This is a genomic window from Nocardia sp. CDC159, assembly GCF_023740735.1.
Classification (GTDB): Bacteria; Actinomycetota; Actinomycetes; order Mycobacteriales; family Mycobacteriaceae; genus Nocardia; species Nocardia pulmonis.
This window is the reverse complement of the sequence record NZ_JAMRXH010000008.1, coordinates 114,858-138,746: the sequence shown is the minus strand read 5'-3', so window position 1 is coordinate 138,746 and position 23,889 is coordinate 114,858. Positions and strand designations below refer to the sequence as shown.

19 protein-coding genes are annotated in these 23,889 nt (G+C 68.6%); 10 read left to right on the top strand and 9 right to left on the bottom strand.

Annotated elements, in window-relative coordinates; translation table 11 throughout:
- Nucleotides 1-20 precede the first annotated feature (20 nt).
- Nucleotides 21-1,664 (bottom strand): type VII secretion protein EccE, encoded by a 1,644-nt coding sequence (eccE, locus tag NDR87_RS19485; RefSeq protein ID WP_251914434.1) that lies wholly within the window; start codon nt 1,662-1,664, stop codon nt 21-23.
- Nucleotides 1,665-1,776: 112 nt separating this feature from the next.
- Between eccE and eccB the strand changes: the two genes are divergently transcribed.
- The 6 genes from eccB to NDR87_RS19460 all read left to right on the top strand — a co-directional run bounded on the left by eccB (nt 1,777) and on the right by NDR87_RS19460 (nt 6,485).
- Entirely contained in the window at nt 1,777-3,264 is a 1,488-nt protein-coding gene (gene eccB / locus NDR87_RS19480) for a type VII secretion protein EccB (RefSeq protein ID WP_251914435.1), read from the top strand.
- Nucleotides 3,265-3,496: 232 nt separating this feature from the next.
- Nucleotides 3,497-3,802: a hypothetical protein gene (locus tag NDR87_RS19475; RefSeq protein WP_251914436.1), complete on the top strand. Its 306-nt coding sequence runs from the start codon at nt 3,497-3,499 to the stop codon at nt 3,800-3,802.
- The gene (locus NDR87_RS19470; protein WP_251914437.1) at nt 3,799-5,283 is read left to right on the top strand and encodes a hypothetical protein; all 1,485 of its coding nucleotides are present in this window, start codon (nt 3,799-3,801) and stop codon (nt 5,281-5,283) included. The genes NDR87_RS19475 and NDR87_RS19470 overlap by 4 nt, the downstream gene beginning before the upstream one ends.
- Before the next feature lie 14 nt (nt 5,284-5,297).
- The gene (locus NDR87_RS37390) at nt 5,298-5,426 is read left to right on the top strand and encodes a hypothetical protein (RefSeq protein ID WP_286013768.1); all 129 of its coding nucleotides are present in this window, start codon (nt 5,298-5,300) and stop codon (nt 5,424-5,426) included.
- A 92-nt stretch (nt 5,427-5,518) separates the two neighbouring features.
- Nucleotides 5,519-5,917, top strand: a complete 399-nt coding sequence (locus tag NDR87_RS19465) for a hypothetical protein (protein WP_251914438.1) — start codon at nt 5,519-5,521, stop codon at nt 5,915-5,917.
- Between the two features lie 4 nt (nt 5,918-5,921).
- On the top strand, nt 5,922-6,485 hold the full coding sequence (locus NDR87_RS19460) for a PadR family transcriptional regulator (protein ID WP_251914439.1): 564 nt from the start codon (nt 5,922-5,924) through the stop codon (nt 6,483-6,485).
- 19 nt (nt 6,486-6,504) lie between these two features.
- Here the strand turns inward: NDR87_RS19460 and mycP are convergent, their stop codons facing one another.
- Together mycP and eccD are read right to left on the bottom strand one after the other, a co-directional pair.
- Entirely contained in the window at nt 6,505-7,932 is a 1,428-nt protein-coding gene (gene mycP / locus NDR87_RS19455) for a type VII secretion-associated serine protease mycosin (RefSeq protein WP_251914440.1), read from the bottom strand.
- An 18-nt stretch (nt 7,933-7,950) separates the two neighbouring features.
- Nucleotides 7,951-9,417 (bottom strand): type VII secretion integral membrane protein EccD, encoded by a 1,467-nt coding sequence (gene eccD / locus NDR87_RS19450; protein WP_251914441.1) that lies wholly within the window; start codon nt 9,415-9,417, stop codon nt 7,951-7,953.
- Nucleotides 9,418-9,576: 159 nt separating this feature from the next.
- On the opposite strand from eccD, the gene eccCa reads away from it, so the two are divergent.
- From eccCa to NDR87_RS19435, 3 genes are all read left to right on the top strand, one after another.
- Nucleotides 9,577-13,602, top strand: a complete 4,026-nt coding sequence (gene eccCa, locus NDR87_RS19445; protein ID WP_251914442.1) for a type VII secretion protein EccCa — start codon at nt 9,577-9,579, stop codon at nt 13,600-13,602.
- Nucleotides 13,603-13,959: 357 nt separating this feature from the next.
- On the top strand, nt 13,960-14,304 hold the full coding sequence (locus NDR87_RS19440; RefSeq protein WP_251914443.1) for a WXG100 family type VII secretion target: 345 nt from the start codon (nt 13,960-13,962) through the stop codon (nt 14,302-14,304).
- 31 nt (nt 14,305-14,335) lie between these two features.
- Nucleotides 14,336-14,629 carry a WXG100 family type VII secretion target gene (locus tag NDR87_RS19435; RefSeq protein WP_251914444.1) on the top strand — a complete coding sequence of 98 codons (294 nt, stop codon included), beginning with the start codon at nt 14,336-14,338 and terminating at the stop codon, nt 14,627-14,629.
- 73 nt (nt 14,630-14,702) lie between these two features.
- On the opposite strand, the gene NDR87_RS19430 is transcribed toward NDR87_RS19435, so the two are convergent.
- From NDR87_RS19430 to NDR87_RS19410, 5 genes are all read right to left on the bottom strand, one after another.
- Nucleotides 14,703-16,253: a serine/threonine-protein kinase gene (locus NDR87_RS19430; RefSeq protein ID WP_251914445.1), complete on the bottom strand. Its 1,551-nt coding sequence runs from the start codon at nt 16,251-16,253 to the stop codon at nt 14,703-14,705.
- A 43-nt stretch (nt 16,254-16,296) separates the two neighbouring features.
- Entirely contained in the window at nt 16,297-17,541 is a 1,245-nt protein-coding gene (locus NDR87_RS19425; RefSeq protein WP_251914446.1) for a hypothetical protein, read from the bottom strand.
- Nucleotides 17,538-18,785: a hypothetical protein gene (locus NDR87_RS19420; protein ID WP_251914447.1), complete on the bottom strand. Its 1,248-nt coding sequence runs from the start codon at nt 18,783-18,785 to the stop codon at nt 17,538-17,540. The genes NDR87_RS19425 and NDR87_RS19420 overlap by 4 nt, the downstream gene beginning before the upstream one ends.
- Nucleotides 18,786-18,830: 45 nt before the next feature.
- Nucleotides 18,831-20,288 (bottom strand): alpha/beta hydrolase, encoded by a 1,458-nt coding sequence (locus NDR87_RS19415; protein ID WP_251914448.1) that lies wholly within the window; start codon nt 20,286-20,288, stop codon nt 18,831-18,833.
- Nucleotides 20,289-20,367: 79 nt separating this feature from the next.
- Nucleotides 20,368-21,237, bottom strand: a complete 870-nt coding sequence (locus NDR87_RS19410; protein WP_251914449.1) for a PIG-L deacetylase family protein — start codon at nt 21,235-21,237, stop codon at nt 20,368-20,370.
- Between the two features lie 76 nt (nt 21,238-21,313).
- On the opposite strand from NDR87_RS19410, the gene NDR87_RS19405 reads away from it, so the two are divergent.
- On the top strand, nt 21,314-22,480 hold the full coding sequence (locus tag NDR87_RS19405; protein ID WP_286013767.1) for a metallophosphoesterase: 1,167 nt from the start codon (nt 21,314-21,316) through the stop codon (nt 22,478-22,480).
- On the opposite strand, the gene NDR87_RS19400 is transcribed toward NDR87_RS19405, so the two are convergent.
- Nucleotides 22,470-23,882: a type VII secretion-associated protein gene (locus tag NDR87_RS19400; protein WP_251914451.1), complete on the bottom strand. Its 1,413-nt coding sequence runs from the start codon at nt 23,880-23,882 to the stop codon at nt 22,470-22,472. The two genes, NDR87_RS19405 and NDR87_RS19400, sit on opposite strands and share 11 nt — an antisense overlap.
- Nucleotides 23,883-23,889: the final 7 nt, after the last annotated feature.

Genomic DNA, 23,889 nt, shown 5'->3' with positions numbered 1-23,889 from the left:
GGAACTGGGGAGCGGCGGTCCTACTGATGCGCCACGGCGCGCCGTCCGCGCGGGTGACTGATGTAGGTCGTCTCGCGCGGGATGGAGACCAGGTTGAGGTCGACCTGGGCCGTGCCGGTGCGCAGTACGACGTGGTTGCCGATCGCGCCGGGCTGGTGGATCGATAGGTCGGGGCGTTCCGGGGGCCAGCCCATCGGATCGCCGGTCACATGGATGGTGGTGACACCGGCATGCGGCGGGGGCGCATGCACGCCGTCGACCACGGCGGCGGTGAAATCCGCATCGCTCTGGTGGCTTTCGACCGCGATGGCCAGGCGCTGCGGATTGCCGATCGTGGTGACCAGCTGATCCCACGCCTGCGGCCGGTCGGTGCGGATGAGGATGCGCTCGCCGACGGCCAGCGCGCGGAACACCAGCTGCTGGGCCAGATACAGCTCACCGGCCACATAAACGGTCGAGATGCCCTGTCCGACCAGCCGGACCGCCACACCGTTGCCCTGCTCGTCCGAGCCGATCAGCTGACCGCAGCCCGACGACGGCAGCTGCAGCGCGTCGAGCCGCTCGATCGGATATTCGGCCAGCGGCACCACATCGTCGACCGACGGGGAGGCGATCGGGAAGTGCGCGAGCAGTCCCTGGCGATGCCGGCCGTTCATCGACACCATGTGCTTGCGCTTGGACTTCTCCGGCAGTTCGCGGGCGGTCAGGCGCCAGGCCGCGCCGATGCGCACCGACTCGGCCGAACTGCCCGGCCGCAGCCGCACCGCGACCGTCGTACCGCGCGAGGGCGCGACCCAAAGCTGGGCCAGCAGTTCGGAATCCAGTCGCCGGGGATCGACGGCCGCGCCGATGTTCACACTCTTGCCCAGCTCGGCGTAGCGCCATTTGTGGGTGAGGGTGCGCGCGTCCGCGCCGCCGCTGATCTGCAGCACGGCGGTCTTGATCTCGGGGGCGGTCAGGATGCGCGAGGCGCAGTCGGCATCCTCGAGCGCGCGCACGATGCGCTGGGTCGCGATGGTGACCGCGCGCGACGCGCCCGCGCGGCCGCCGCCGCGCCGATCGGCGGCGTCCGGACAGGCCAGCGTGTCGAATCCGATCGCCAGCCACACCGTGCGATGCGCCGTCGCGGGCAGCGGGCCCAGCAGCGATTCGTAGATCGGTCCGGCCGGGGTGCCGGAGCGGCTGCGGTGGCCGTGGCTGATGATGTCGATCCCGCTGAGCAGGATGTCGTGCTGGGTAAGGCATTCGGCCAGTTCGGCCAGCGGCAGCAGATGGGAGGCATGGACGGTGCTGCGGTCGATGCGGGTCAGCCCGCCCCTGGGCGGCAGCACCTCGACCACGGCCACCACCCGGCTGCCCTCCCAGTACAGGCCGAGCGAACGTCCGTCCGGACCGCGGAAGTCCACGGTCGTGCCGATTTCGTAGTCGTCATCGGTCGAGTAGCGCCAGATGGTGGCGATCCAGTCGGCGACGGTCCGCTTGCCCAGGGGGATCAACAGCAGCAGTCCGGCCGCGACGGCGGCGCCCAGCGCGTACCACCACTGCACCCCCACGGCCAGCACCACCAGGCCGACGACCAGACCGAGCAGCTGTGCCGCCAGCAGATTCGGCAGCGAGATCCGTCCAAACAACCGGCGGCTGTCTCTCCCGCCTGGTCCGGCCATCGTCGTCCCCCAAATACCCGGTGTCGGCCCGCTGTCGGTGGCCGAGCTGAACTTCGGTCCTGCTGAACTGTACTGTGTTCTCCGAACGCGAGCACTGTTCGGGGGAGGACACATGCCTTCAAAACCCACCACTCGCTGGCAGATAAGCGGCTACCGCTTCCTGGTCCGGCGGATGGAGCATGCCCTGGTGCGACGGGACGTGCGGATGCTGCACGACCCGATGCGCTCGCAGTCGCGCGCGTACGTGGCGGGTGTGGTGCTGGGCGTGGTGGTGCTCGCCGGTTGCGGCGTGCTCGCACTGCTGCGCCCGCAGGGTTCGATCGGCGACAACAAGATTCTGGTCGGCAAGGAGTCCGGCGCGGTCTACGCGGTGATCGACGGCGTCGTGCACCCCGCGCTGAATCTGGCCTCCGCCCGGCTGGCGGTCGGGGATCCGGCGAAACCGGTGTCCATCAAGGAATCCGAGCTGTCGAAGAAGCCGTTGGGCGCGCTGATCGGCATTCCGGGCGCCCCGGCGTCGATGAACTTCGACACCAGCGGCAAGGGCCGGGCGTGGACGATCTGCGACGAGCTGCGCAACGACGGCAGCAATGCGCTGACCACGACGGTCATGGCCGGTGATCCGGAGCTCGGCAGCAAGGCGTCGGTGCTGAGCCGCGGTAATGCGCTGCTCGTACAGGGCAAGGAATCCGCCTACCTGATCTACGACAACAAGCGCGCTCGGCTCAACCCGAACGATCCCGCGATCGCGGACTCGCTGAAAATTCGCGGTGTGACCCCGCGGCCGATCAGCGAGGGCCTGCTCAACGCCATCCCCGAAGTGCTCCCGATCGAATCCCCGAAGATCAACGATCCGGGCGGTCGCCCCGCCACCTATACGATCGGCGACCACCGCATCGGTGACGTCGTGCACGTCTCGACCAACAATCAGTACTTCGTGCTGTTGCGCGACGGCATCCAGCAGATCTCCGAGTTGGCCGCGGACGTCATCCGCTACTCCTATCCGACGACGAGTTCGGACCAGGAGATCGGCGCCTACGAGAGCTCCCAGCCACCGCATGTGACATCGCTACAGGTCGAGCAGTTCCCCGAGACCGCACCGACGATCATCGGCGCCAAGGATCAGCCGGTCGGCTGCATGTCGTGGCGGCCGGTGCCCGGTGGCGCCGGCAAGGCCGACGGCGGTAAGCGTGCCGAACTGTCCGTGCTCACCGGTCGGTCGCTGCCGATTCCGGACGACGCCAAGACGGTGCCGCTGGCCCAGGCCGACGGTTCCGGCCCGAAGGTCGATGCCTTCTACAAGACCCCCGGCTCCGGAATCTTCGTCCAGACCACGGGTATCGAGCCGGACAGCCAGCGCAAGGACCCGCTGGCGTACGTCTCCGACACCGGTGTCCGCTACGGCATCAAGAACGCCGACGCCGAACGGGCCCTCGGCATGGACGCCGAACGCGCGAAACCCGAGCCCGCGCCCTGGCCGATGGTCGGCACGCTGGCCCCCGGCCCGGCACTCGGCCGGGAGGAGGCCATGGTGGCCCACGACGGCGTGGCCCCGGACGCCAATCCGGCCAAGCAGCTGGTGAAGCCGCAGCAGAACTGATCGGATATCCAGAAATAGCTTGAATATTCGTTTCCGTCGGCGAAATAGCTTGGGTGCGAGCCGATTACGAATTCTCCGTATGCTTGGACGCGCGAGGAGTAAAAAGCGTTCCCGGTTGTGCTTCATATCACAACGGACATATTTTCTATCTTGACGGCCATACTCCGCTGTGCGAATTTCATGTCGAAAACAGCAATTCGACTCGGTCGCGAGAGCGGGGGAACCCATGCGGATGGACGTAGCTGGTCTACAGGGCATTGCCGGGGATCTGAAGTGGTCGGCGCAGGCGGTGAACGACAGCGCGCGGCGGGTCTTCGGTGCGGCGCAATCGTTCGACGCCACCTGTGCGGGGCGGGCCTATTCGGTGCAGGGCGGTCGGGTCGCCACCGCACTCGAAGGGGTGGCGCTGCGGCTGTTCGCCTGGGCGAATTGCGTCGATGACACCGGTGGCGCGCTGTCGACGGCGGCGGCGGGCATCACCGGTGTCGACCAGTCCGTCGGTGCGGCGGTGCAATCGGCCGCGGCGGTGCGGGTATGAGGGGCGGGGAGGCGTCGGCGACCGGTATCGACAAGATTCTGGACTCCGGCGGCGACGGGCTGCGGTTCTTCACCGAGTATCTTCCGCGGTATCGCGAGTGGGCCGGCGCGAATCCGGTTGGGCACGACGTGAACTCGCTGACCGGCCACTACGACGAGCAGCGGGGTATGGATGTGGAGCCGCTGCGCGCCTTCGCCACGCTGCTCGGCGGTGACGTCTCGGGAATCGTCGACTATCACGTCGGGGTTCAGCAGGCGCGATTCTCGGAACTGCCGGTCCGCTGGAGCGATTCGGGAACGGCGAATCTCGCCGGCGCGCGGGCGCGGGCCGTGAGCGCTCAGGTGGGCAATGACAGGGAGGCGCTGCGGACCATCGCGCGGATCGTGTCGACCGCGGCCGACAAACTCGAGGAGATCGTGCGGACCAAGGCCGATGCGGTGCGCACGGATCTGGCGACGAAGACCGTGGCGGGCAAGTCCGCCACCCAGGTCGACAGCGTCATCGCCTACGCCCGAGGCCGATTCGGCGCCGGCACCGACGAGGACGCGCGGGCCGAGCTGGTACGGCAGGTGCTTCCGGAGTTCACCTCCGGCGACGCGAAAGCGTACTGCGGCCGGTGGCTGAATACGGTGTTCCTACCCGCGATCGACCACACCGTCGCGGCCTTCGTCGGCCTGAACGACGCCACGCACACGGCGGTCGGCGGGCTGTACGACCAGCTGGCGGGTGCATTGGAGAGCGTGAACGCCGTGCCCTACATCTCGCCCGACGGCAGCCCCTCCGCCACCACGGAGATCGGCGCGGTAACGACGCGGAACGCGGTCGATGCGTTGTTCGGTGGGCAGCGGTTCACCGATGGATCCGAACCGGCCGACACCGCGCCCGCATCGGTTTCCCCAGCGTCCGCGCAGGTACCGAATTCGGCTGACGCACTGCTCGGTTCGGCAGGACTGTCGGATACCGAAATGGCGAACGCGAGTGGTTCGAATACCGGAGGGGCCGATACTGGCAGTTCGATTTTGGGCGGCGAGGTACCGGCGGTGCCGACCGAGACGTCACCGGCCAACCCGTCGCTCACGTCGATTTCCGATATGGGGCAGGCGGGCGTGTGGCGGCCCGGCGATATCGTCAATGTCATCAACGCCGTCAGCCAGATCACCGCCGATGTTCCCGACATCCTGGAACACCTCGGCGATCCGATCGAGGCCGTCGGCGAGGCCGCCAACGATTTCGGCAATGCCGCCAAGGGCTTCGGTGAATTCTTCGAAGACGTCATCGGCCCCGACGGTATTACCGGCCTGGTGCGGGAGGGCGTCGAGGCCATCGAAAAGATCGACAGAATAATCGACAACCACAGCGGCGATGCCGCGGCCGTCACCCCGCCCGAGGCGCAAACCCGCACCGCCGACGGCCAAAGCCCCTCCGCCCCAACGGCGAACGGCGCTACCGCCCCCGCCACCATGGAGGCCGGCCAGCTGTGAACTGGATCAGAACGATGGAACAGATAGCCGCCGACCACACCACCACTGTCCGCCGCACCCGCTACCGCCTAGAGGAAATCGACGACGAGGCAAGACGGGGCAGCGCGATCCTCGGGGTGATCGAACCGGATCCGGAGGAGTAACCGCGGCGACCGTCGCCTCAACCGCACTAGCCAAATTCGGCTAGCTGCCTTACGCTGGTCGTAAGTAGCTAAATTTGGTTAGTGAGGTTCTCATGTCATCGATTACGCCGTACGTGATGGTGGACGACGCCAAGAGCTATCGGAGGTTCCTGGAGCGGACCTTCCACGCGGAGATCTCGAACATCATTGCGCTGCCGACGGATTCGGAGCGGATGATGCATGCCGAAGCGCGCATCGGGGACAGCGTGATGTACTTCGCGGACTCCGGCGCCTCCGGGGAGCGCTGTCTGAGCTCACCTTCCGAACCCGTGCACGTCCAGTTGTGGGCGACGGTGCCGGACGCGGACGCGGTCTTCGCGCGCGCGATCGATGCGGGTGCGCGGCCCGCCCAGGAGATCATGGGACAGCCGGATGGCGTCCGGATGGGCGGATTCGTCGATCCCTACGGCACGCTGTGGTGGGTGAGCACCCAGCGACCCGTGGCGGGCTGAGCCCGTGTCGGCGGTTCGCCTGCTCGTACTCGGCGCGGTGCGCACACGCGGGCGCGCGCACGGCTATCAGGTGCGCGCGGACCTGGAGTCGTGGGGTGCGCACGAATGGTCCAGTGCCACTTCCGGTTCGGTGTACCACGCGCTCAAGGCCCTGACCGGTGCGGGCCTGCTGCGGGTACACGACAGCACGCCGAGTGCGGCAGGCGGCCCGCCGCGAATGGAGTACGAGCTCACGAAGGACGGTGAGCAGACCTATCTTTCGTTACTTCGCACCGCACTGTCGAGCCGCGATCCGCGCATGGATGTCCTCGCCGCGGCCGTCGGTTTCATCGAGGCCCTCCCGCGCGCGGAGGCGATCGAACTGCTCGGCAAGCGCGCGGCGGCCATGGACGAGTGGGCCGACAGCATCACCCGCCATCTTCCGCCGGGTACCGATCTGACCACGTGGGGACCGATCGGCGAGGTCATCGACCTGTGGCTGCACACCGCGCAGAGTCGAGCGGACTGGACCCACCGGCTGATCCGCCGACTCGAGGAGGGCGCCTTCACCATGGCGGACGAGGGCTGAATTCGGGCCGGTACCAGGCCTACTCGTCCTCGCGAACGCCGAATCTGCGGCGAATCGGGAACGAGGCGAGGTAGCCGAGAACCGCCAGCACGCCGATCACGGCGGTGCCGATGAGCGCGACATCGCGTGCGGTGTGGTCGGGCGGGGGCGGCGCGGCCGGAATCGGTAGCTGCACCGCACGACCCTCGAGGGTGTCCGGCTTCTTCTCGAGGACCGTACGCGGATCGACGGTATGGGTCAGGGCCGCAACGGGATCGATGATGCCGAAGCCGACCTGGGGGTTCCAGCCCTCGGCCGGGGGATGGGCGGTGGCCTCGATACGCTTGATGACCTCGGGCGCGGACAGTTCCGGGAATCGCGCGCGTACGAGGGCCGCCAGCCCGGCGACATACGGCGTGGCGAAACTGGTGCCGCTGAGCGGATGCACCCCGTCGTTACCCACCGTGGCGTTCGTCAGGCCGCCGCCGTTGGGATCGAGGGAGACGATCTGCTCACCGGGAGCCGCCACGCCGACCCAGGGACCCGGAACGGTGAAATCCGAGGGCTGACCGTTGAGATCGACGGAGCCGACGGTCAGGACGTATTGGTCGTACCAGGCGGGCGTCACCGCCGTGGTCAGGGTCTTCCACAGATCGGCGCCCGGATCGAGCGGATTGATGCCGGGATTGCCGTTCTTGCAGTCCTTTTCCTTGTTCCCGGCCGCGGCGACGATGACGACGTCGTGCACCTCGACGGCATACTGCACGGCCGAACCCATCGCGAGATCGCTGAGACCGGCGGGCCCGCAGGCGACCTCGCTGATATTGATGACCTTCGCGCCCCGGTCGGCCGCGGCACGAATGGCCGTGGCGAGCGTATTGGTCTTGCCGACACCCCCGCCGTTCTTCGGATCGTTCGGATCCACCTGCGTGCTCTTGTAGCGGTAGAACCCGGAGGTCTGGCGGATCGAGAGAATCTGCGCACCCGGCGCGATACCCGCGAATCCGTCCTTGGGCGAGGGCTGTCCGGCGATCAGGCCCGCGACAACGGTGCCGTGCAGATCGCAGTCCTCGGTGCCGTCGGTATTGCTGACGAAGTCGCCGCCGGGGATCAGATTGGGAAGCCGGGGGCTGCGCCCGACGCCGGTATCGATGACCGCGACGGTCTGTCCCTCGCCGCGGGTGAACTGCCAGGCGTTCTCGATGCCGAGAAACTGCTGGGCGGGCGGCTTACCGGGCGAGGTGTAGGGCTGGGCGATATTGCACGCGTTCTCGGTCCGATCGGTCGGCTCGTTCGCCGGGGGTGGCAGCAGGCCGGGAATGATGGGCGGCGGACCGCTGGCCGCGGCCGTCGGCGCGCCGATCGCGGCGGACAGGCCGGTCACGGATGCGGCCAGCAGGGCGGCAACCGCCCGCCGCGAGCGAGGAGAGGTGGCCGAACCGATGCGAGCTCTGCGATATCCGGACATCTTCGCCCTCACCGCCGCTCAGAGCGAACGGACGAGCTGGTACAGCTCCGCCACCCAGAACACCAGCGGCACAACGGCGGCCACGAAGGCGTATTCCAGCAGCTCCACCGCGCGGCGCATGGGGGGAGTGGCCTGCTGGTTGGGAATGACGATGCCGAGGATGAGGCCGCCGACCACCATCACCATGGCGGCGGCGAAGACCGCCAGGGGCTGTTCGACGGTGACGGCCGCGCCGATCATGAGCAGCAGCAGGATGGCCGAGCCGCCCGCGATCAGCACGACCGCCTGTTCGGCGCCCGCATAGGTGCGGCTGCGGAACATCAGCACCACCGAGCAGACCAGGGCCAGGGCGATGCCGGGCCAGTACGGGCTCGACGCCTGCGGATCGGCGGCGGCCAGCGCGCCGGTCACCGTCACCAGCGTGGTGGCGGTGACCAGTCCGGCCAGATACATCCGGGCGCGTTCGGATTTCGCGCGCAGCACCTCCATCGACGGCAGTGCGCGGTGGTCGTCGGGATCGTCCTCGGTCGGATCGATCGGGGTGCCCGGCGAGGGGACCGGCGGCAGCGGCAGCTTCGCCAGCAGCATCGATACCCGCGGCGCCAGCGACAGCGCGCCGAGGGCTACCGCGGCCGCGATCGCCCCGATGGCCTTGTTCGGCTGCGCGGTCAGCAGGCCCACCAGGCTCGCCGGAACCGCGAAGACCGCCAGCGTGGTCGCGCCGATGAACAGTGCCAGGCCCACGCCGCTGACCCGCCAGGCCAGCACCGCGGTCGCGCCCACCAGCACCGAGCCGAGCAGCAGGTTCGCCCAGCCGTAGTGGTCCGGGACGATCAGCATGCCCGCGGTGAACGCGGTCGGCAGCGCGCAGCCGCCCAGTACCAGCGCGGTGGACCGATCGCCGTACATCCGGCTGAGCACGGTGCCCGCGATGACGAGCAGGATCGTGATGACCGCGGCCACCGAACCCGGAATCCAGCCGGGCAGCGCATCGGGCGCGGCCAGCAGAGCGGCGCAGCCGACCAGCATGGTCAGCACCGCGATGACCGATCCGGTGAGCCGCGCGACCCGCGGCGACCAGGCGCGGAAATGGTCGGCATCGGCGATCGCGACGTTGTACATGATGTCGTCGAACAGCGGGGTGGGCGCGACGTGGTCCGCGCTCTCCAGCATGAGCAGCTCGCCGTCGCGCACACCGTGCTCGCCGAGACTCAGCGAATTGGAAAAGGGCGGTTGACCGATTCGGGCCAGCACCCATTCCGCCGGTTCGAATTGTTCGCCCGTATTGTCGAATTCATTGGTGCGACTGTGCTGGGCGACCATGTCGACCACGCTCGGAATCACAAGGGCCACCGGCACATCCACCGGAATGGCCATATCGACCTGAGTATGTTTGGCGAGAATGGTGACCCGCGCCAGGTCCGGCGCCCGGACGATACCGCGGCTCGCATCCTCGGCGATGTGATCCAGTCGCGCGTGCGTCACGCTTCCCCCAACCTCGTCTCTACCTCGTGTTTCCGCGTGCGCACCGGTTTGCGGTCGCGCGGTTCATCCGTGCAGAATGCTGCCCGAACTGTACGACATGTCGGCAGCGCCCTCTACACTGAGGCCGCAGTACAGTCGCCGAAGGGGGATCCAGCGTCGATGAGCACCGTCCGGTTTCAGCGCCGCCAGCGCCGGGAGGTTCCGCGCTCTCCGGGCGGTGAGGTGACGCTGCAGCCGCCGCCGGAGATTCCCCGGGCGATACCGGGAAGTCTGCTCGCCAAACTCATGCCGGTCGTCATGGTCGTCGGCATGGTCGGAATGATGGCGCTGCTGTTCACCCGCGGCGGCGGCATCGCGTCCAATCCGATGGCGATGATGTTCCCGATGATGATGCTCTTCTCGATGGTCGGCATGTTCGCCGGGCAGGGCGGGAAGGGGCAGAAGGCGGCCGAGGCCAACGAGGATCGCAAGGACTATCTGCGCTATCTCGATCAGGTGCGCAAGGATGTCGACGAGACCGCCGCCCAGCAGCGCGCCGCCGTCGAATGGAGTCATCCCGAGCCCGGCCTGATCTGGATGCTCGCGGGCACCAGCCGCATGTGGGAACGCCGCCCCGGCGACAAGGACTTCTGCCACGCCCGTATCGGCCTGGGCGGTCAGCGCCTCGCGACCCGGCTGGTGGCGCCGGAGACGGGTCCGGTGGAGGAGTTGGAGCCGATCGCGGCGGTCTCGCTGCGCCGGTTCGTGCGCACCCATTCCACCGTGCCGGATCTGCCGACCGCCGTCGCCGTGAAGGGTTTCGCGACCATCCAGCTCAACGGCGACCGCACCCAGGCCCGGGACATGACGCGCGCGATGCTGTTGCAGCTGTGCATGTTCCAGGCGCCGGATCAGGTGCTGGTCGCGGTGGTCTGCGGCGCGGACACCTCGCGCGAGTGGGAATGGACCAAATGGCTGCCGCACAACCAGCATCCGGAGGCGCAGGACGGCGTCGGTACCCAGCGTATGGTCTACGGCTCGATCCGGGCCATGATCGACGGCCTGAATCCGTTGCTGCACAACCGCGTTCGGTATTCCCGCAATCAGCCCGCCAATCAGAATCTGGTGCATGTCGTCATCGTCGTCGACGGCGGTCTGCTCGAGGCCGAGGAAGATCACCTGCGCGAGTCCGGCTACGAGGGCGTCACCATCGTCGACCTGTGCAATTACGCACCGCGCCTGGCGGTTTCGCGCGGCATCCAGATGGTGGTCGAGAACGGTGAATGCGTCGGCCGCGGCGCCACCGGGAATATGGAGCGCTTCGCGCTGATCGACCGCATCAGCGCGAGGCAGGCCGAGCAGGTGGCGCGGCGGCTCGCGCCGTTCCGGGTGGCCCCGGCCCAGCGCGGTGAGACCCAGGTCGAAGAGGCCGAGGTGATCTCGTCCTGGGCGCAGCTGATGGGCCTGGGCGATATCGGCACGTTCAATCCGGAGAGCGCGTGGAAGCCGCGCTATGGCCGCGAGCGGCTGCGGGTGCCGTTCGGCGTGGGCACCGACGGCTTGCCGGTCTACCTCGACATCAAGGAGGCCGCCGAGAACGGTATGGGTCCGCACGGCTTGTGCATCGGCGCGACCGGTTCGGGTAAGTCGGAATTCCTGCGCACGCTGGTGCTGTCGATGCTGGCCACCCACTCGCCCGACCAGCTGAACTTCGTCCTCGTCGACTTCAAGGGCGGTGCGACGTTCCTGGGCCTGGAGGGCGTGCCGCATGTCGCGGCGGTCATCACCAACCTCGAGGAAGAGGCCGACCTCGTCGCCCGCATGCACGACGCCCTGGCCGGTGAGATGAACCGCCGCCAGAACATGCTGCGCCAGCACGGCAACTTCATCAATGTCAGCGAGTACGAGAAGGCGCGCGCCTCCGGCGCTGAACTCGATCCGCTACCGGCGCTGTTCGTGGTGCTCGACGAGTTCTCCGAACTGCTTGCCCAGCATCCGGATTTCGCCGATCTGTTCGTCCAGATCGGCCGCCTGGGCCGATCGCTGCACGTCCATCTGCTGCTGGCCTCGCAGCGACTGGAGGAGGGGCGGCTCAAGGGTCTGGAGACCCACCTGGCCTACCGGGTCGGCCTGAAGACCTTCTCGGCCAACGAGTCCCGCCAGGTGCTCGGCATTCCCGACGCCTACAACCTGCCCAGCAGTCCGGGCGGCGGTTATCTGAAGACCGACGCGGGCGAGATCGTCCGCTTCCAGGCGGCCTATGTGTCCGGTCCGTACGTCGGCGGCGGTTCACAGCGCGAGATCACCCAGGCCGGTATCGCGGGCGGCGAAATCGACATCACGGCCCGCCCGTTCAACGCGAATCAGGTCGACTTCCGGGCCAGCGATCACATCCCGCTGCCGCAGCAGATCGCGCCGCAGGAGAGTGCGGAGGAGGGCGACGGCACCACCAATCTCGAGATGCTGGTATCGCGCATCCGCGGCCACGGCCGCCCGGCGCACGAGATCTGGCTGCCGCCGCTGAACGAGCCCTCCACCCTGGACCAGCTCATCCCGCGGTCGATCCTCACCGGCGAATACAACGCCCTTGCCACGCTGCGCGCCCCGATCGGCGATGTGGACCGGCCCTACGATCAGCGACGCGACCCGCTGCTCGTCGATTTGTCCGGCGCCCGCGGCAATGTCGCGATCGTCGGCGGTCCGCAGTCGGGTAAGTCGACCGCGCTGCGCACCCTGATCATGGCGCTGTCGATGACCCACACCGCCGAGCAGGTGCAGTTCTACTGCCTCGACTTCGGTGGCGGCACGCTGGCCAGCCTCGAGGGACTGCCGCATGTGGGTTCGGTCGCCAGCCGTCTCGACGAGGACAAGGTGCGCCGCACCGTCGCGGAGATGCAGACGATCGTGCGCCAGCGCGAACTGCGCTTCCGTCAGCTCGGCATCGAGTCGATGGCCGACTTCCGCCGCCTGCGTGGAACGGATCCCGCCGCCAGCCCGAATGCCGCGGGCGCGCACGAGGATCCGTTCGGTGACGTCTTCCTGGTGATCGACGGCTTCGGCTCGATCCGCCAGGACTTCGACGCCCTCGAGCAGCCGATCATGAATCTCGCGGTGCAGGGTCTGTCCTACGGCGTGCACGTGGTGATCGCGCTGTCGCGCTGGGCCGAGGCGCGACCCGCGCTGAAGGATCAGATCGGCACCCGGATCGAGCTGCGCCTGGGCGATCCGATGGATTCCGACCTGGGCCGCAAGTTCGCCTCGCTGGTTCCGCAGGGCCGACCGGGTCGCGGTATGACGCCGGAGACGCTGCACATGCTGACGGCGCTGCCGCGGGTGGACGGCCGCTCGGACGCCTCGGATCTCGGCGCGGGCGTCGCCGACGCGGTGGCCAAGATCAAGGCCATGACCCCGGGCCGCCCGGCCCCCGCGGTGCGCATGCTGCCGGAGCGCCTGACCCGCGAGGATGTCCTGCGGCTCACGCCGAGCTGGCCGACCGAGACCGCGTTCGACCGCTGCCTGTCCATTCCGATCGGCATCAACGAGGCCGAGCTCGCACCCGTCCAGCTGAACTTCGTCGAGAATCCGCATCTGCTGATCTTCGGCGACAGCGAATGCGGTAAGACGACGCTGCTGCGAACGATCTGCCAGGGCATCGTCGATTCGAATCCGCCGCACAAGGCGGTGATCCTGCTGGTCGACTACCGACGCACGCTGCTCGGCGCGGTCGACAACAACCACCTGGCCGCCTACGCGACCACCGCGCAGGGCCTCGCCGTGAACGCCAAGGACGTGGCGGCGCTGATGGCCTCGCGCATGCCCGGACCGGACATCACGCCGCAGCAGCTGAAGGACCGGTCGTGGTGGCAGGGGCCGGAGCTGTTCGTCGTGGTCGACGACTACGACCTGGTGGCCTCGCAGAGCGGGAACCCGCTGCAGCCCATCCTCGAGTATTTGCCGCTCGGCCGGGACGTGGGTCTGCACCTGATCCTCGCGCGGCGCGCCGGTGGCGCCTCGCGCTCAATGTTCGACCCGTTCATCGGCCGTCTGAAGGATTTGGCGTCGCCGGGTCTGATCATGAGCGGCGACCCCGGCGAGGGCGCGCTGCTGGGCAATGTCCGGCCCAGCCCGATGCCGCCGGGCCGCGGCCGGTTCATCTCCCGGGCGGGTATCGGCCTCATCCAGACGACATGGATGCCTTCGGTATGAGCACCGCGGCGTGCCGTCGAGCCCCCGGATCCGGGGGCATGACCTGTTGTGTTCGCCGACGTCCTCGCCTAGCGTATGAGAGCACCCTGACCAGCGATCGAAGGCAGCTGGCAGGCGTACCGGAATTCGGCAATCCGGCCCAGGCCGGGTGCCTCAATTCGATAGGGGGAGAGGCTAGTCGCGCAAGTGTGTGAACCGGCGCGAAAGCTGGGGGTGTCGCCGCGGTGCCGTCCAGAAGAAGTCGCCGAGTCGACGGAACCGATCCACGCATCGGTGCGTCCAATCCATATATAGGACCAGAACGTTCACGCTCGTTTGGGGCCTCCCGAACCGAGTCTGATCACAAAAGGAGATGTCATGGCGGGGAACGTCACTACCGATTTCGCGCAGATGGAGGCCTCGGCCAAGCACGTCGAGGATGTGAACTCGCAGCTGCAGGCGGAACTCACCCGCATTCAGGGTGCCGTCGATTCGGCCGTCCACTGGAAGGGTGACGCGAGCGGCGCCTTCCACGGGGTGATGGTCGAATTCCAGGAGGCCTCCAAGCGCCTGAACAACACGCTGCAGGATATCGCCGGCGCGATTCGCCAGAGCGGGATCGGCTACACCAACGCCGAAGAGGCGATCCAGCAGTCCATCATGAAGGCCGGTGCCTCGGGCGATCTGGGAGCCCCGTCGAGCCTGAACATCCCGACGGCCTGATTCCGCACAAGCTTTCCCTAAGGAGAACATCGTGACCCAGATCGCATACAACCGGGACCAGCTCATCACCCTTGCCGGAGATCTCCGGAATTCCAAGGCTCGGCTGCAGGAGACCCGCAACGAGCTCGAGAGCTACGTCAAGGGCCTGGTGGCGCAGTGGCAGTCCGGCGCCCAGGAAGCCTACTCGGGCAAGCAGGCCCAGTGGGACAGCGCCCACAACGAGATCATGACCATCCTCGAGGCGATCGCCAAGGCGGTCGAGGACGGCGCCATCAGCATGGCCGAGCAGGACGCGATGCTCGCCGCCACCCAGTTCGGCGGCTAGACGAGCGGTTCGCTCTGGTCCGAATCGAGTATGTGCGCCCTGACGATTCAGGGCGCACATACTTTTTCGGCCCCTATTTGATGTGGTCGCGCAGAATCGGCACCAGCTTCTCGAGGACGACCTGCTCCGAGCCGTCGGACCAATTTCGCAGCGCCGCGATCAGGCCCGGATCGTCGACGACGATCACCTCGGCGCGAACGCTGCTGAGATATGCGGGCAATCCCAGCTGACCACCGTTGCCCGCCTTCGGATCGCTGCGCACCGCGATCAGATAACCACCGGTGAGGTTCTTGGTGAAGGTGGCGTAGCGGTCGTCCTTGCCGACCCTCCGCGGCGAGGGTTCGTCACCGTGTTTGGTGAAACCCGGGTTGTAGTAAAGACCCAGTCGGCCGAGGAAATCCGTTTGCGGACTCGGGGATAGATAAACCGCCACGGCCGGGTCGTATTCATCGCCGGTCGTGACGTCGACCATCGCGATCGGCTTGCCCTCGAAGGCGGGATTGTTCGCCCGTGCCTGCGCCACCGAGACCGCGGCGGGCGGGCGGGTCGCGGTGGCCGATGCGGCGGGCGGCGTGGGGGACGAACCCTGATCGCCGGTGGCCCAGACGATTCCGGCCGCCGCGAGGACGATGACGACGGTCCCCAGGCCCGCGACCAGCGGCCACCGCTTGCGCCGCCGACCCGGCGGAGCCGAGAGCGAGATTCGCGGATCCGTGCCGGACCGCGGGTCGAAGACCCGAATCGGACGGGTCGGTGAGGTGTTCGTCGACACCGGATGGCGGCCCGACACCAGCGCATCGGCGGCGGCATCGGTGAATTCGCGGCAGCTGCCATAGCGTTCGGCCGGATTCTTGGCCAGCACGCGCTGGAAGACGGCATCGATCGCGGGCGGCAGCCCCGGTCGCACCGCGGTGGCCCGCGGCGGCGGCTCGTAGAGATGCCCCATCATGACCATCGCGGGCTGCGCCGCCGGATAGGGATTCTGGCCGGTCAGCAGCTTGAACAGCGAGCAGCCCAGGCTGTAGATGTCGCCGCGGTGGTCCAGGGCCGATCCGGCCAGCTGCTCCGGCGGTGCGTAGGCGATGGTGGCCAGGAACCCGCCGGTCTGGGTGAGCTCGTTGACATCCTCGGTCGACTTCGCGACGCCGAAGTCGGTGAGGAAGACCCGCTCCTCCTCACCGTCGCGGCTGGACAGCAGGAAGTTCGCGGGCTTGATGTCGCGGTGCAGCAGGCCCTTTCGATGGGCGTAGTCCAGACCTCTGCCCACCTCGGTGACGATGCGCAGCGCCCGCAGCGGAGTCATGGCGTGCGGGTCGCGGGCGAGTTCGGCCGAGGCGTCGGTGCCGTCGACGTACTGCATGGCGATCCAGAGCTGACCGTGCTCCTCGCCCCGGTTGTAGACCGAGACGATATTCGGATGATCCAGTCCCGCGGCCAGATTCGCCTCCCGCTCGAAGCGGGCGCGGAACTCGGGATCGCGTGACAGCTCGGAACTGAGCACCTTCAGCGCGTCCATGCGCGGCAGGCTGGGGTGCTGGGCCAGATAGACCGTGCCCATCCCGCCCGCGCCCAGGATGCGCTGGATGCGGTAACCGCCGACGATGGTGCCGGGGCTCATCGCCATACGTCTTCGTCTCCTGTCCTGCGAGTCCGTCGCGCGGCCACCGTCATCGGCTGTTCGCGAGGAGGGCGTACTGGGCCGCGGCGCGCTGGTGGACGTCCGCGAGCTGATCGGCGGTGACCGTCGCGGCGTGGCGGCGATAGCTCACCGCGCACCGGTATCGCTTGGTCTTCCAGCTCGTCGACGACTTCTCCTCCCCGCAGCGGGCGTTCGGCACCGTGCGCGGCGCGTCGGCGGGCGCGGTGTAGGAATTCTCGAAGAGCTTGTCGCGCAGCTGATTCGCCGCGGCGTCGTCGCGGGCACGGTAGACGACCGCCACACTGCCCGGCCCGTGGTGCCTGCTGACCGAGACGCGGTCCACGCCGGTGTCGGTCAGCGCCGATCGCCACCATTGCTGTGGGCCGACCTGATGCAGGAAGCCCCGATCCGTGAACGCCGCCTGATCCTGGAAATCGGGCGCGCCGGTGCCTTCCGGATTGAGCGTGCGCAGCAGCATGGCGTCCGGGTCGTAGGGCATGCGGAGAATGCCCTCGCGATTCAGCGGTGGCAGGGCATCGAGCAGCGGCAATTGCACCGCGTAGATCTGCTCGGCGAGGTCGGCGAGTGCCTTGCCGTCGGGCGAGGGCAGGCCCAGATACAGGTTGACGACGTAATTGCCGCGGGCGATCGTCGAACCGATGGTGGCCACCGTGGGCCGCCAATGAGTATGCGCCTGCGGGAATTTCGGCAGTTCGACGCGCTGATTCCGATCCGCGGCCACCGCGAAGTCGGTCTCCGCTATCTCCGCGGCGGCCCGGCTCGCCGCCTGCTCGTCCGGAAACTGCAGCACCACGACGGTGGTGAACGAACTGTTCGGCGGCGCCTTGCCCTCCTCGGTGGGCTTCTGGTCGGTGGTGCCCGCCGCGAAGCCGAACATCATGCCGTTGCGGGTGACGACCGGGCCGTTGACATCAGCGAGAAGCCGGATCGCGTCGTCCGCGGTGAGGATCGGAATCGCCCCGGTGCCGTAGGCGAAGCGGGAATCCAGCTGCGGGCCGCTCGCGACGTGATCGGCCAGCCGCATGACGGCCAGCTTTCGCCCGTCCAGCATGCCGTTCTCGTAGGTGTAGCGCAGATCGAGCGGGTCGGTGGGGTACTTGCCCACATCCAATGTGCGGACATCGATTTCGCCCGCGGTCGCGGTGCCGCTGGTTTGTGAACCACAACCGGCGATCGTCGCCCCCACGGCCAATGCCACGATCGCACAGCCGATTCTGCGGACGGTGGCTCCGAATCCACTGCGATTGTTCATCGGCCACCCTCGCTGTTCACGAGCAACGCGTACTGCGCGGATGTGCGCTGATGGACGTCGCGCAGCTGATTGGCATACAGCCAGGCGGCGTAGCGGCCGTGGGACACCGCGCAGTAGTAGTTGACGGCGGTCAGGGTGGGCACGCGCAGGCCCAGGCACTGGGCGAAGGGCAGATTCTTCGGCGGTTCCACGCGGGTGAGTTTGCGGCTGGGGGCGGCCATCTCCTGCACGATCTTTCGCGCACCGGCGGCGTCGCGCGCGCGATAGAGATATCCGCCCATCCACGCGACCCGATCGACTCCGGCCGCCTCGAACAATTGCGCCGACGTATCGGGGGACAGCGAAATCTGCAGTCCGCCGCGCCGGTCGTAGACCCCCGGGTTACCGCGCTGGGAGTTGTCCACCACCACGGTCCGCAGCGTCCGTCCCAGCACCCGGTCCGGATCGACATCGGCGGTCATCAGCCGGTCCGGCGGGGTGGGGGTGAACCCACGCAGGGCGGCGGAAATCGTATCGATGCTCTTTTCCGCGCGCGCAACCAGTTTCGGGACGTCCTGCTCCTCGGTCGCGCTCATGACGTAGTCGTAGATGTAGGTGAAGATCACGTATTTGCCGGTGGCGTACCAGGAGCGGAAGCCACCGGGGAAGGCGGGCGTGATCTGCCCGTGCGCGGCCGGGTATTTACCAAGGGCGACCGGCGTTTTCGTCATATCCGGCGCATAGCTGGGCTTCGCCGCGAAATCGGCCTGGGCGAGTAGATCGGCGGCCGTTCTGGCGCTGTCCTCGGAATCGAACAGCATCACGACATTGTCCAGATCGACCGCCAGACTCTTCGTCGTATCCGTGCGCCCCGAGGAGACGAAGCCACAGACCAGTCCCTTGATCTGCGCGTCGAGCTGTTTGGTGTCGGCATCGGAGTGCCGCGCGATCGCCTCGGAATCGAACGAGATGAAGGTGTACACATTTCCGGGGGTCTGGATGGCGTACTTCGCCGCGGGATCGATATCCGACGGCAGCGGCAGGGCATTGCCGAGTCGCATGGCCTCCACCAGCTTCGCCATCTCCAGGCTCGTCGGCTTGGTGTACTCCTTGGGTTCGGTGGGATTGTTCCCCACATCCAGCCCCGCGAGATCGACGACGGGATCGGTCGGTGCGCCGTCGCCGTCGTCGGAACCGCAGGCGGCGGTCGCGGCGAGGGCCGCGGCCACCAAGGCGCTGAGAAGCCCCTGCCCGAGCTTGTTCATGGACTTCCCCTCCCGGATCCGGTCTTGCGGCATCCTACTTTCGATCTACTCCGGAAAGAATGCCGGATCTGCCGCACATGTTCGATCCGTGGCCGGAAGGGTGCCGTCGGCCAGGTAGGTGTTGACGATGTCGTTGAGGCAGGGACTCAGTCCCCTGCGGAAGGTACCGTGAATCCGGGTGTCGGCCAGTGTGATCAGCCGGGAAGCGGTCAGCGCGCGGTGCAGGGCCTGGCCCTCGAAGTAGGCGGTGCGGGTGTCGCGGGTGGCCTGCAGGATCAGGGCGGGGGTGTCGTTGCGGATCTCGGTGGCCGGCTCGACCGGGTCGGGCCAGAACGCGCAGGCGGTGATGTTGTTGGCGAAGGCGCCGAACACCGGCTGGGTCGGGCGGGCGCGCTCGATATTGGCGTAGTACCAGGCGGGATCGCGCGGGGCGGCCTTGTCGCCGCACATGACCGCGGCCATGCCCGAGGCCTCGACCGGAATCGCCCCGGTGATCTTGGCCTTCAGCCGTTCCATATCGAAGGGCAGACCCGAGACGCCGTCGGCGACCATCCGCACCACCTCGGCGAGATCCGCATTGAGCTGCGGATTGAGCAGCAGCGCCAGCAGCATCATCGGGAAGGTGTGCTCGTCGACGATATAGCCGCCGCCGATCAGCGGACGGGCCGCGGCCTTGCGCACCACCTCCTCGACGAAGGCACGCACCTGCGGGCCGGTGCTGCCGAAGTGGTATTCGGCGTCGTGCCGGGCGGCCCAGGCGGCCCAGTCGTCCAGGCCCGCCTCGTTGGCCGGGCCCATATCCTGAAACATGCCCAGCCAGTAGCGATCCGGATCGACGCCGCTGTCCAGCACGATGCGATCGCTACGGCCGGGGAACAGCTGGGTGTACACCGCGCCCAGATAGGTTCCGTAGGACGCGCCGAAGTAGTTGAGCCTCGGCTCGCCGAAGACGCTGCGGATCACATCCATATCGCGCGCGGTGTTTCGGGTGGTGATGTAGCGCGCCTTCTCCGGATCGGGCGCGAGGCAGGAGCCCGCCAGCGCGGCGGCCAGGGTGGTGTCGCGGGCGTAGCCGAACAGGTCGAAACCCGCCGAGAACAGCATGGTCGGCAGCGGCAGTGCGCAATTCACCCGATCCGAGCGGCCGATCCCGCGCGGATCCATGCCGATCAGGTCGTACTGCGCGCGCACCTCGGGCGAGAGGGTTTTGCCGATATTGACCATCATGCGCAGTCCGGGTCCGCCGGGTCCGCCCGGATTGGACAGCAGAATGCCGCGGCGGCGGCTCGGATCGGTCGCGGGGATGCGGGAGATGGTCAGGGTCAGCGTGCGCCCGTCGGGCCGGGAGTAGTCCAGCGGCACCACGACATTCGCGCACTGCGCGCCCGCCTCGTCGAGAACCCGGTCGCCACAGGGCTTCCAGTCCAGCTGCTGCCGATGAAACCACGGTTGCGCGCTCGCCGCGCCCGCGGGCAGCCCGGCGAGCAGTCCCGCCGTTGTCACGACGCCGATCACACACCGACGAACCCATCCGACCGGCATCGGCGAACCCTCCTGCCCGCGCTGAAGTAACGGCCCGAGATTACTGGAATCGCCAGATCAATTCGCCGCCGCGGCGGTCGTGCGCGCGGTGGATCAGCGCGCGCAGCCGTCGCTCGCCACCCAGAGCCGCGGTCTGCGTGCGGTATTCGGCAAGAGCGCGGAATTGGATGTCCTCGTGTTCCGGCCGGACCGGCAGCGCGCTCGGCCGCCACCGCTCCGGAACCACCCGCAGTCCCAGCGCCGTCGTCGGATCCGGACCGCGGGCCAGCAGCGACAGCGCGGCCAACCGGCAGCCCAGCCGCGGACCCGCCCAGCCGGGGGCGTCACCGAATCCGAAGCGCTGCAGGCGCGATACCGGATGGCGACGGCGGCACCGCTCCGACAGCGCGGAGAAGTCCTCGTAGAACAGCAGCCGTGGCGCCGGGCCCACTCGCAGCGCCCCCATAGCGACCAGTACGTGGTCGACATGATTGCCGATCCCCAACGGGGCCAGCACGATCGCCTCGGAGGCCAGCGCCTCCGCGATCGTCCGGCGCACCGCCTCGACCTCCGGGCAGTCGGCCACATCGGTGGGGGTGTGGAACAGGTCGGATGGATGGCGCGGCGGCGGTTCCCGGAAGATCCGCTCGAACAGCCCGAGCCGATGCGGCCGCGCGCCGAGCACCCGCAGCGCGCGGTCGTCCTCGGCGCGTCGAACGACGTAGTCGGCGAAGGCCTCTCGGCGGCCGTAATGGGTGGCGTCGTCGCGGGCGCCGGTGAAGACGGTCAGCACCTCGACCGGCTGACCCGCCTCCACCCGGGCGGCGATCAGCGCGCCGACAGCCAGCACGGCGTCGTCGAAATGCGGCGACACGACGACCATGCGGTCGGCGTCGTCGAGTGCGTCCGCCACGCCTGACGGACCGGTCATAGGCAACTCCTACTCGCTGAGCGAGAAGCTGCCCTCGTCACAAGCCGTCCGCACAGTGAGCCTACTCACCGTACCGATGTGTCCGATTCGGCTCAACGGATTCGGCGACGAGTATCGTCGACCGGTGCGGTACGTGCTGTTTCTGGCGGTTCCCGCCCTGCTCTTCGTGGTGCCCTGGTGGTTGCTGGTCTACACCTCGACCGACGGGCCGCTGTTGGCGATCGGCTCGGCGGTATTCCTGCTCGCCTTCCTCGCGCTGCCCGCCGCGATGATCCTGGGGCACGGGCGAACCCAATCCGACGCGGCGGCCGTCCTGGGCGACAGTCTGCTCGGGGTGGCGTGGGTGCTGTTCAGCTGGTCGGTGCTGGGCGCGGTGGCGCGGGCGGTGCTGATCGTTGCGGGGGTGGACGATCCGGTGCGCTCGCGGGCGGTCGCGATCGCGGTGCTCGCGATCGCCGCCGGGCTGATCGGGTGGGGCATCGTCGAGGCGCGCCGAGTGCCGCGGATCCGCGAGGTGACGGTGCCGATCGCGGGGCTCGGGGCCGGGTTCGACGGAGCGCGGCTGGTGGTCCTCACCGATACCCACTACGGACCGCTGAATCGGCTGCGCTGGTCGCAGCGGGTGGTCGAGGCCGTGAACGCGCTGTCGGCCGATATCGTCTGTCACACCGGTGATCTCGCGGACGGGCCGGTGGCGCGGCGGCGTGGTCAGGTCGATCCGCTGGGCAAGGTCGCCGCACCCCTGGGCCGGTTCTACATCACGGGCAATCACGAATACTACGGCGACGCGCCCGGATGGATCGAGCACATGGCCGGGCTGGGGTGGCAGCCGCTGCACAACGAGCATCGGATGCTGGAACGCGGCGGCGACCGGTTGGTGCTCGCGGGCATCGACGATCCGACCGGCGTGACCGTGCCCGGTCACGGTCCCGATCTGGCCGCCGCGCTGGCGGGCGCGGATTCGAGGCTGCCTGTGGTGCTGCTGGCGCATCAGCCCAAACAGATCGCCGATGCCGTATCCGCCGGTGTAGCGCTGCAGATTTCGGGTCATACCCACGGCGGCCAGATCTGGCCCTTCCACTATCTGGTCCGGCTCGATCAGCCCGTGGTGGCGGGGCTGTCCCAGCACGGGCCCACCCAGCTCTACACCAGTCGCGGCACCGGCTTCTGGGGTCCGCCCCTGCGGGTGTTCGCACCGAGCGAGATCACCGTGCTCACCCTGCGCTCGCGGGTCACGGCGTGAGCTCGAGATCGCGGACGAACTGGTCGCAGGTTCGCGCGAACGCCGCCCAGAGATCGGGCGCGGATTGGCAGCCGATGCTGGCCTGGGTGGCGGAGTCGGCGATGACGCGCCAGCGCACGGTCGTTCCGTCGGCGGGATATTCCTCGTAGGCCAGGGCCGGGCGGCCGACCGAGGTGTCGGGGCGCAGCGGGCCGAAGGTTCCGGCGGGACGCTGTCGCAGCTGTGCCGTGAGCGCGGCGGCGAGATCCTCGGGGGTGGTGCCCGGGCGCAGGGGGTTCTGGGTCACCGTGATGCGCTGGCGGACACCATCGTTCGGCGCCAGGTCGATGCGGTCCCCGGAGTGGCCGGTGACCCGCCAGCCGGGCGGGATGCGCAGCCGTACCCGGCCGAGGTCGTCCGCCACGGGCGCGGCGGAGGCCGAGGGCGACGCTGCCGTGGGGGACGGCGGGACGGCCGTGGTGGTCGGTGCTGCCGAAGGCTCGGCCCGGTCCCGCGGAGCCATCACGGCCACGCCCGCGGCGACCAGCAGCGCGAGGGCGGTCGCGCCGACGAGGACGAGCAGGCCGCGGCCGCGTCGCGGTCGACCGGGCCCGGGGTGCTCGCGCAGCGCGCCCGCTCGCGCGGCGGGCGGCGGCAACCGCCGCGGGGCCGGTGTCGCCCGCGGCGCGCCGCGCAGCAGCTCGGCGCCGGTGACCGCGCGCACGTCGACCGGGAATCCGCACCGCCGCGTGATGGCCTCGCGCAGGGTCTCCAGCGCCGCGGCATCCGAAATGCTCAGGGCCACCAGGTAGGTCGGTGGTCGGCCCGCGAGCAGTCTGGCCACCACCGCGGCCACCGCATCGATGCCGTGCCCCTCGGACACGTCGGCGGCGCCCACGGTGGGTTCGTGTTCGCACGCCTCGATCCAGGTCTGCTGTCCGGACCGGCCGACCAGGCTCACCGTCGTGGTCAGCGGGGCCAGCTCCAGCACGGCGATCCGCTGCTGCTGACCGGTGCTCGCGCTGAGCGCGGCCGCGCGCAGCGCGAGCGGTTCGACCGCGACCTCGGCGGCCACCCGGCGCGCCGCGGCGGCCACCCGGTGCCGTCGCCGGTCGCCCCATTCGGTGGGCGTCACGACCGTGAGCCGTTCGCACGGCCCGGGCAGCCGCAGTTCGGCCAGTACCGCGGTGAACACCGTGGCCAGCGCGTCGGTGATGGTGGGAGCGGCGGGGCCGAAGGCTATTCGGTCGGCCGCGGCGAAGCGCACCACCGAAACCGCCGGATACCGCGGCCGCAGCGGCTCGCCCGCCACGAAGCCCGTGTGATCGCTGGTCGGCACGATCGAGGGCGGCCCGTCCCAGTGGGTCGTCGCGCCGCGCGCCCACAACCGGGCGTCGGTCAGGGCCACTTCGACTGTCGACATCAGCGCG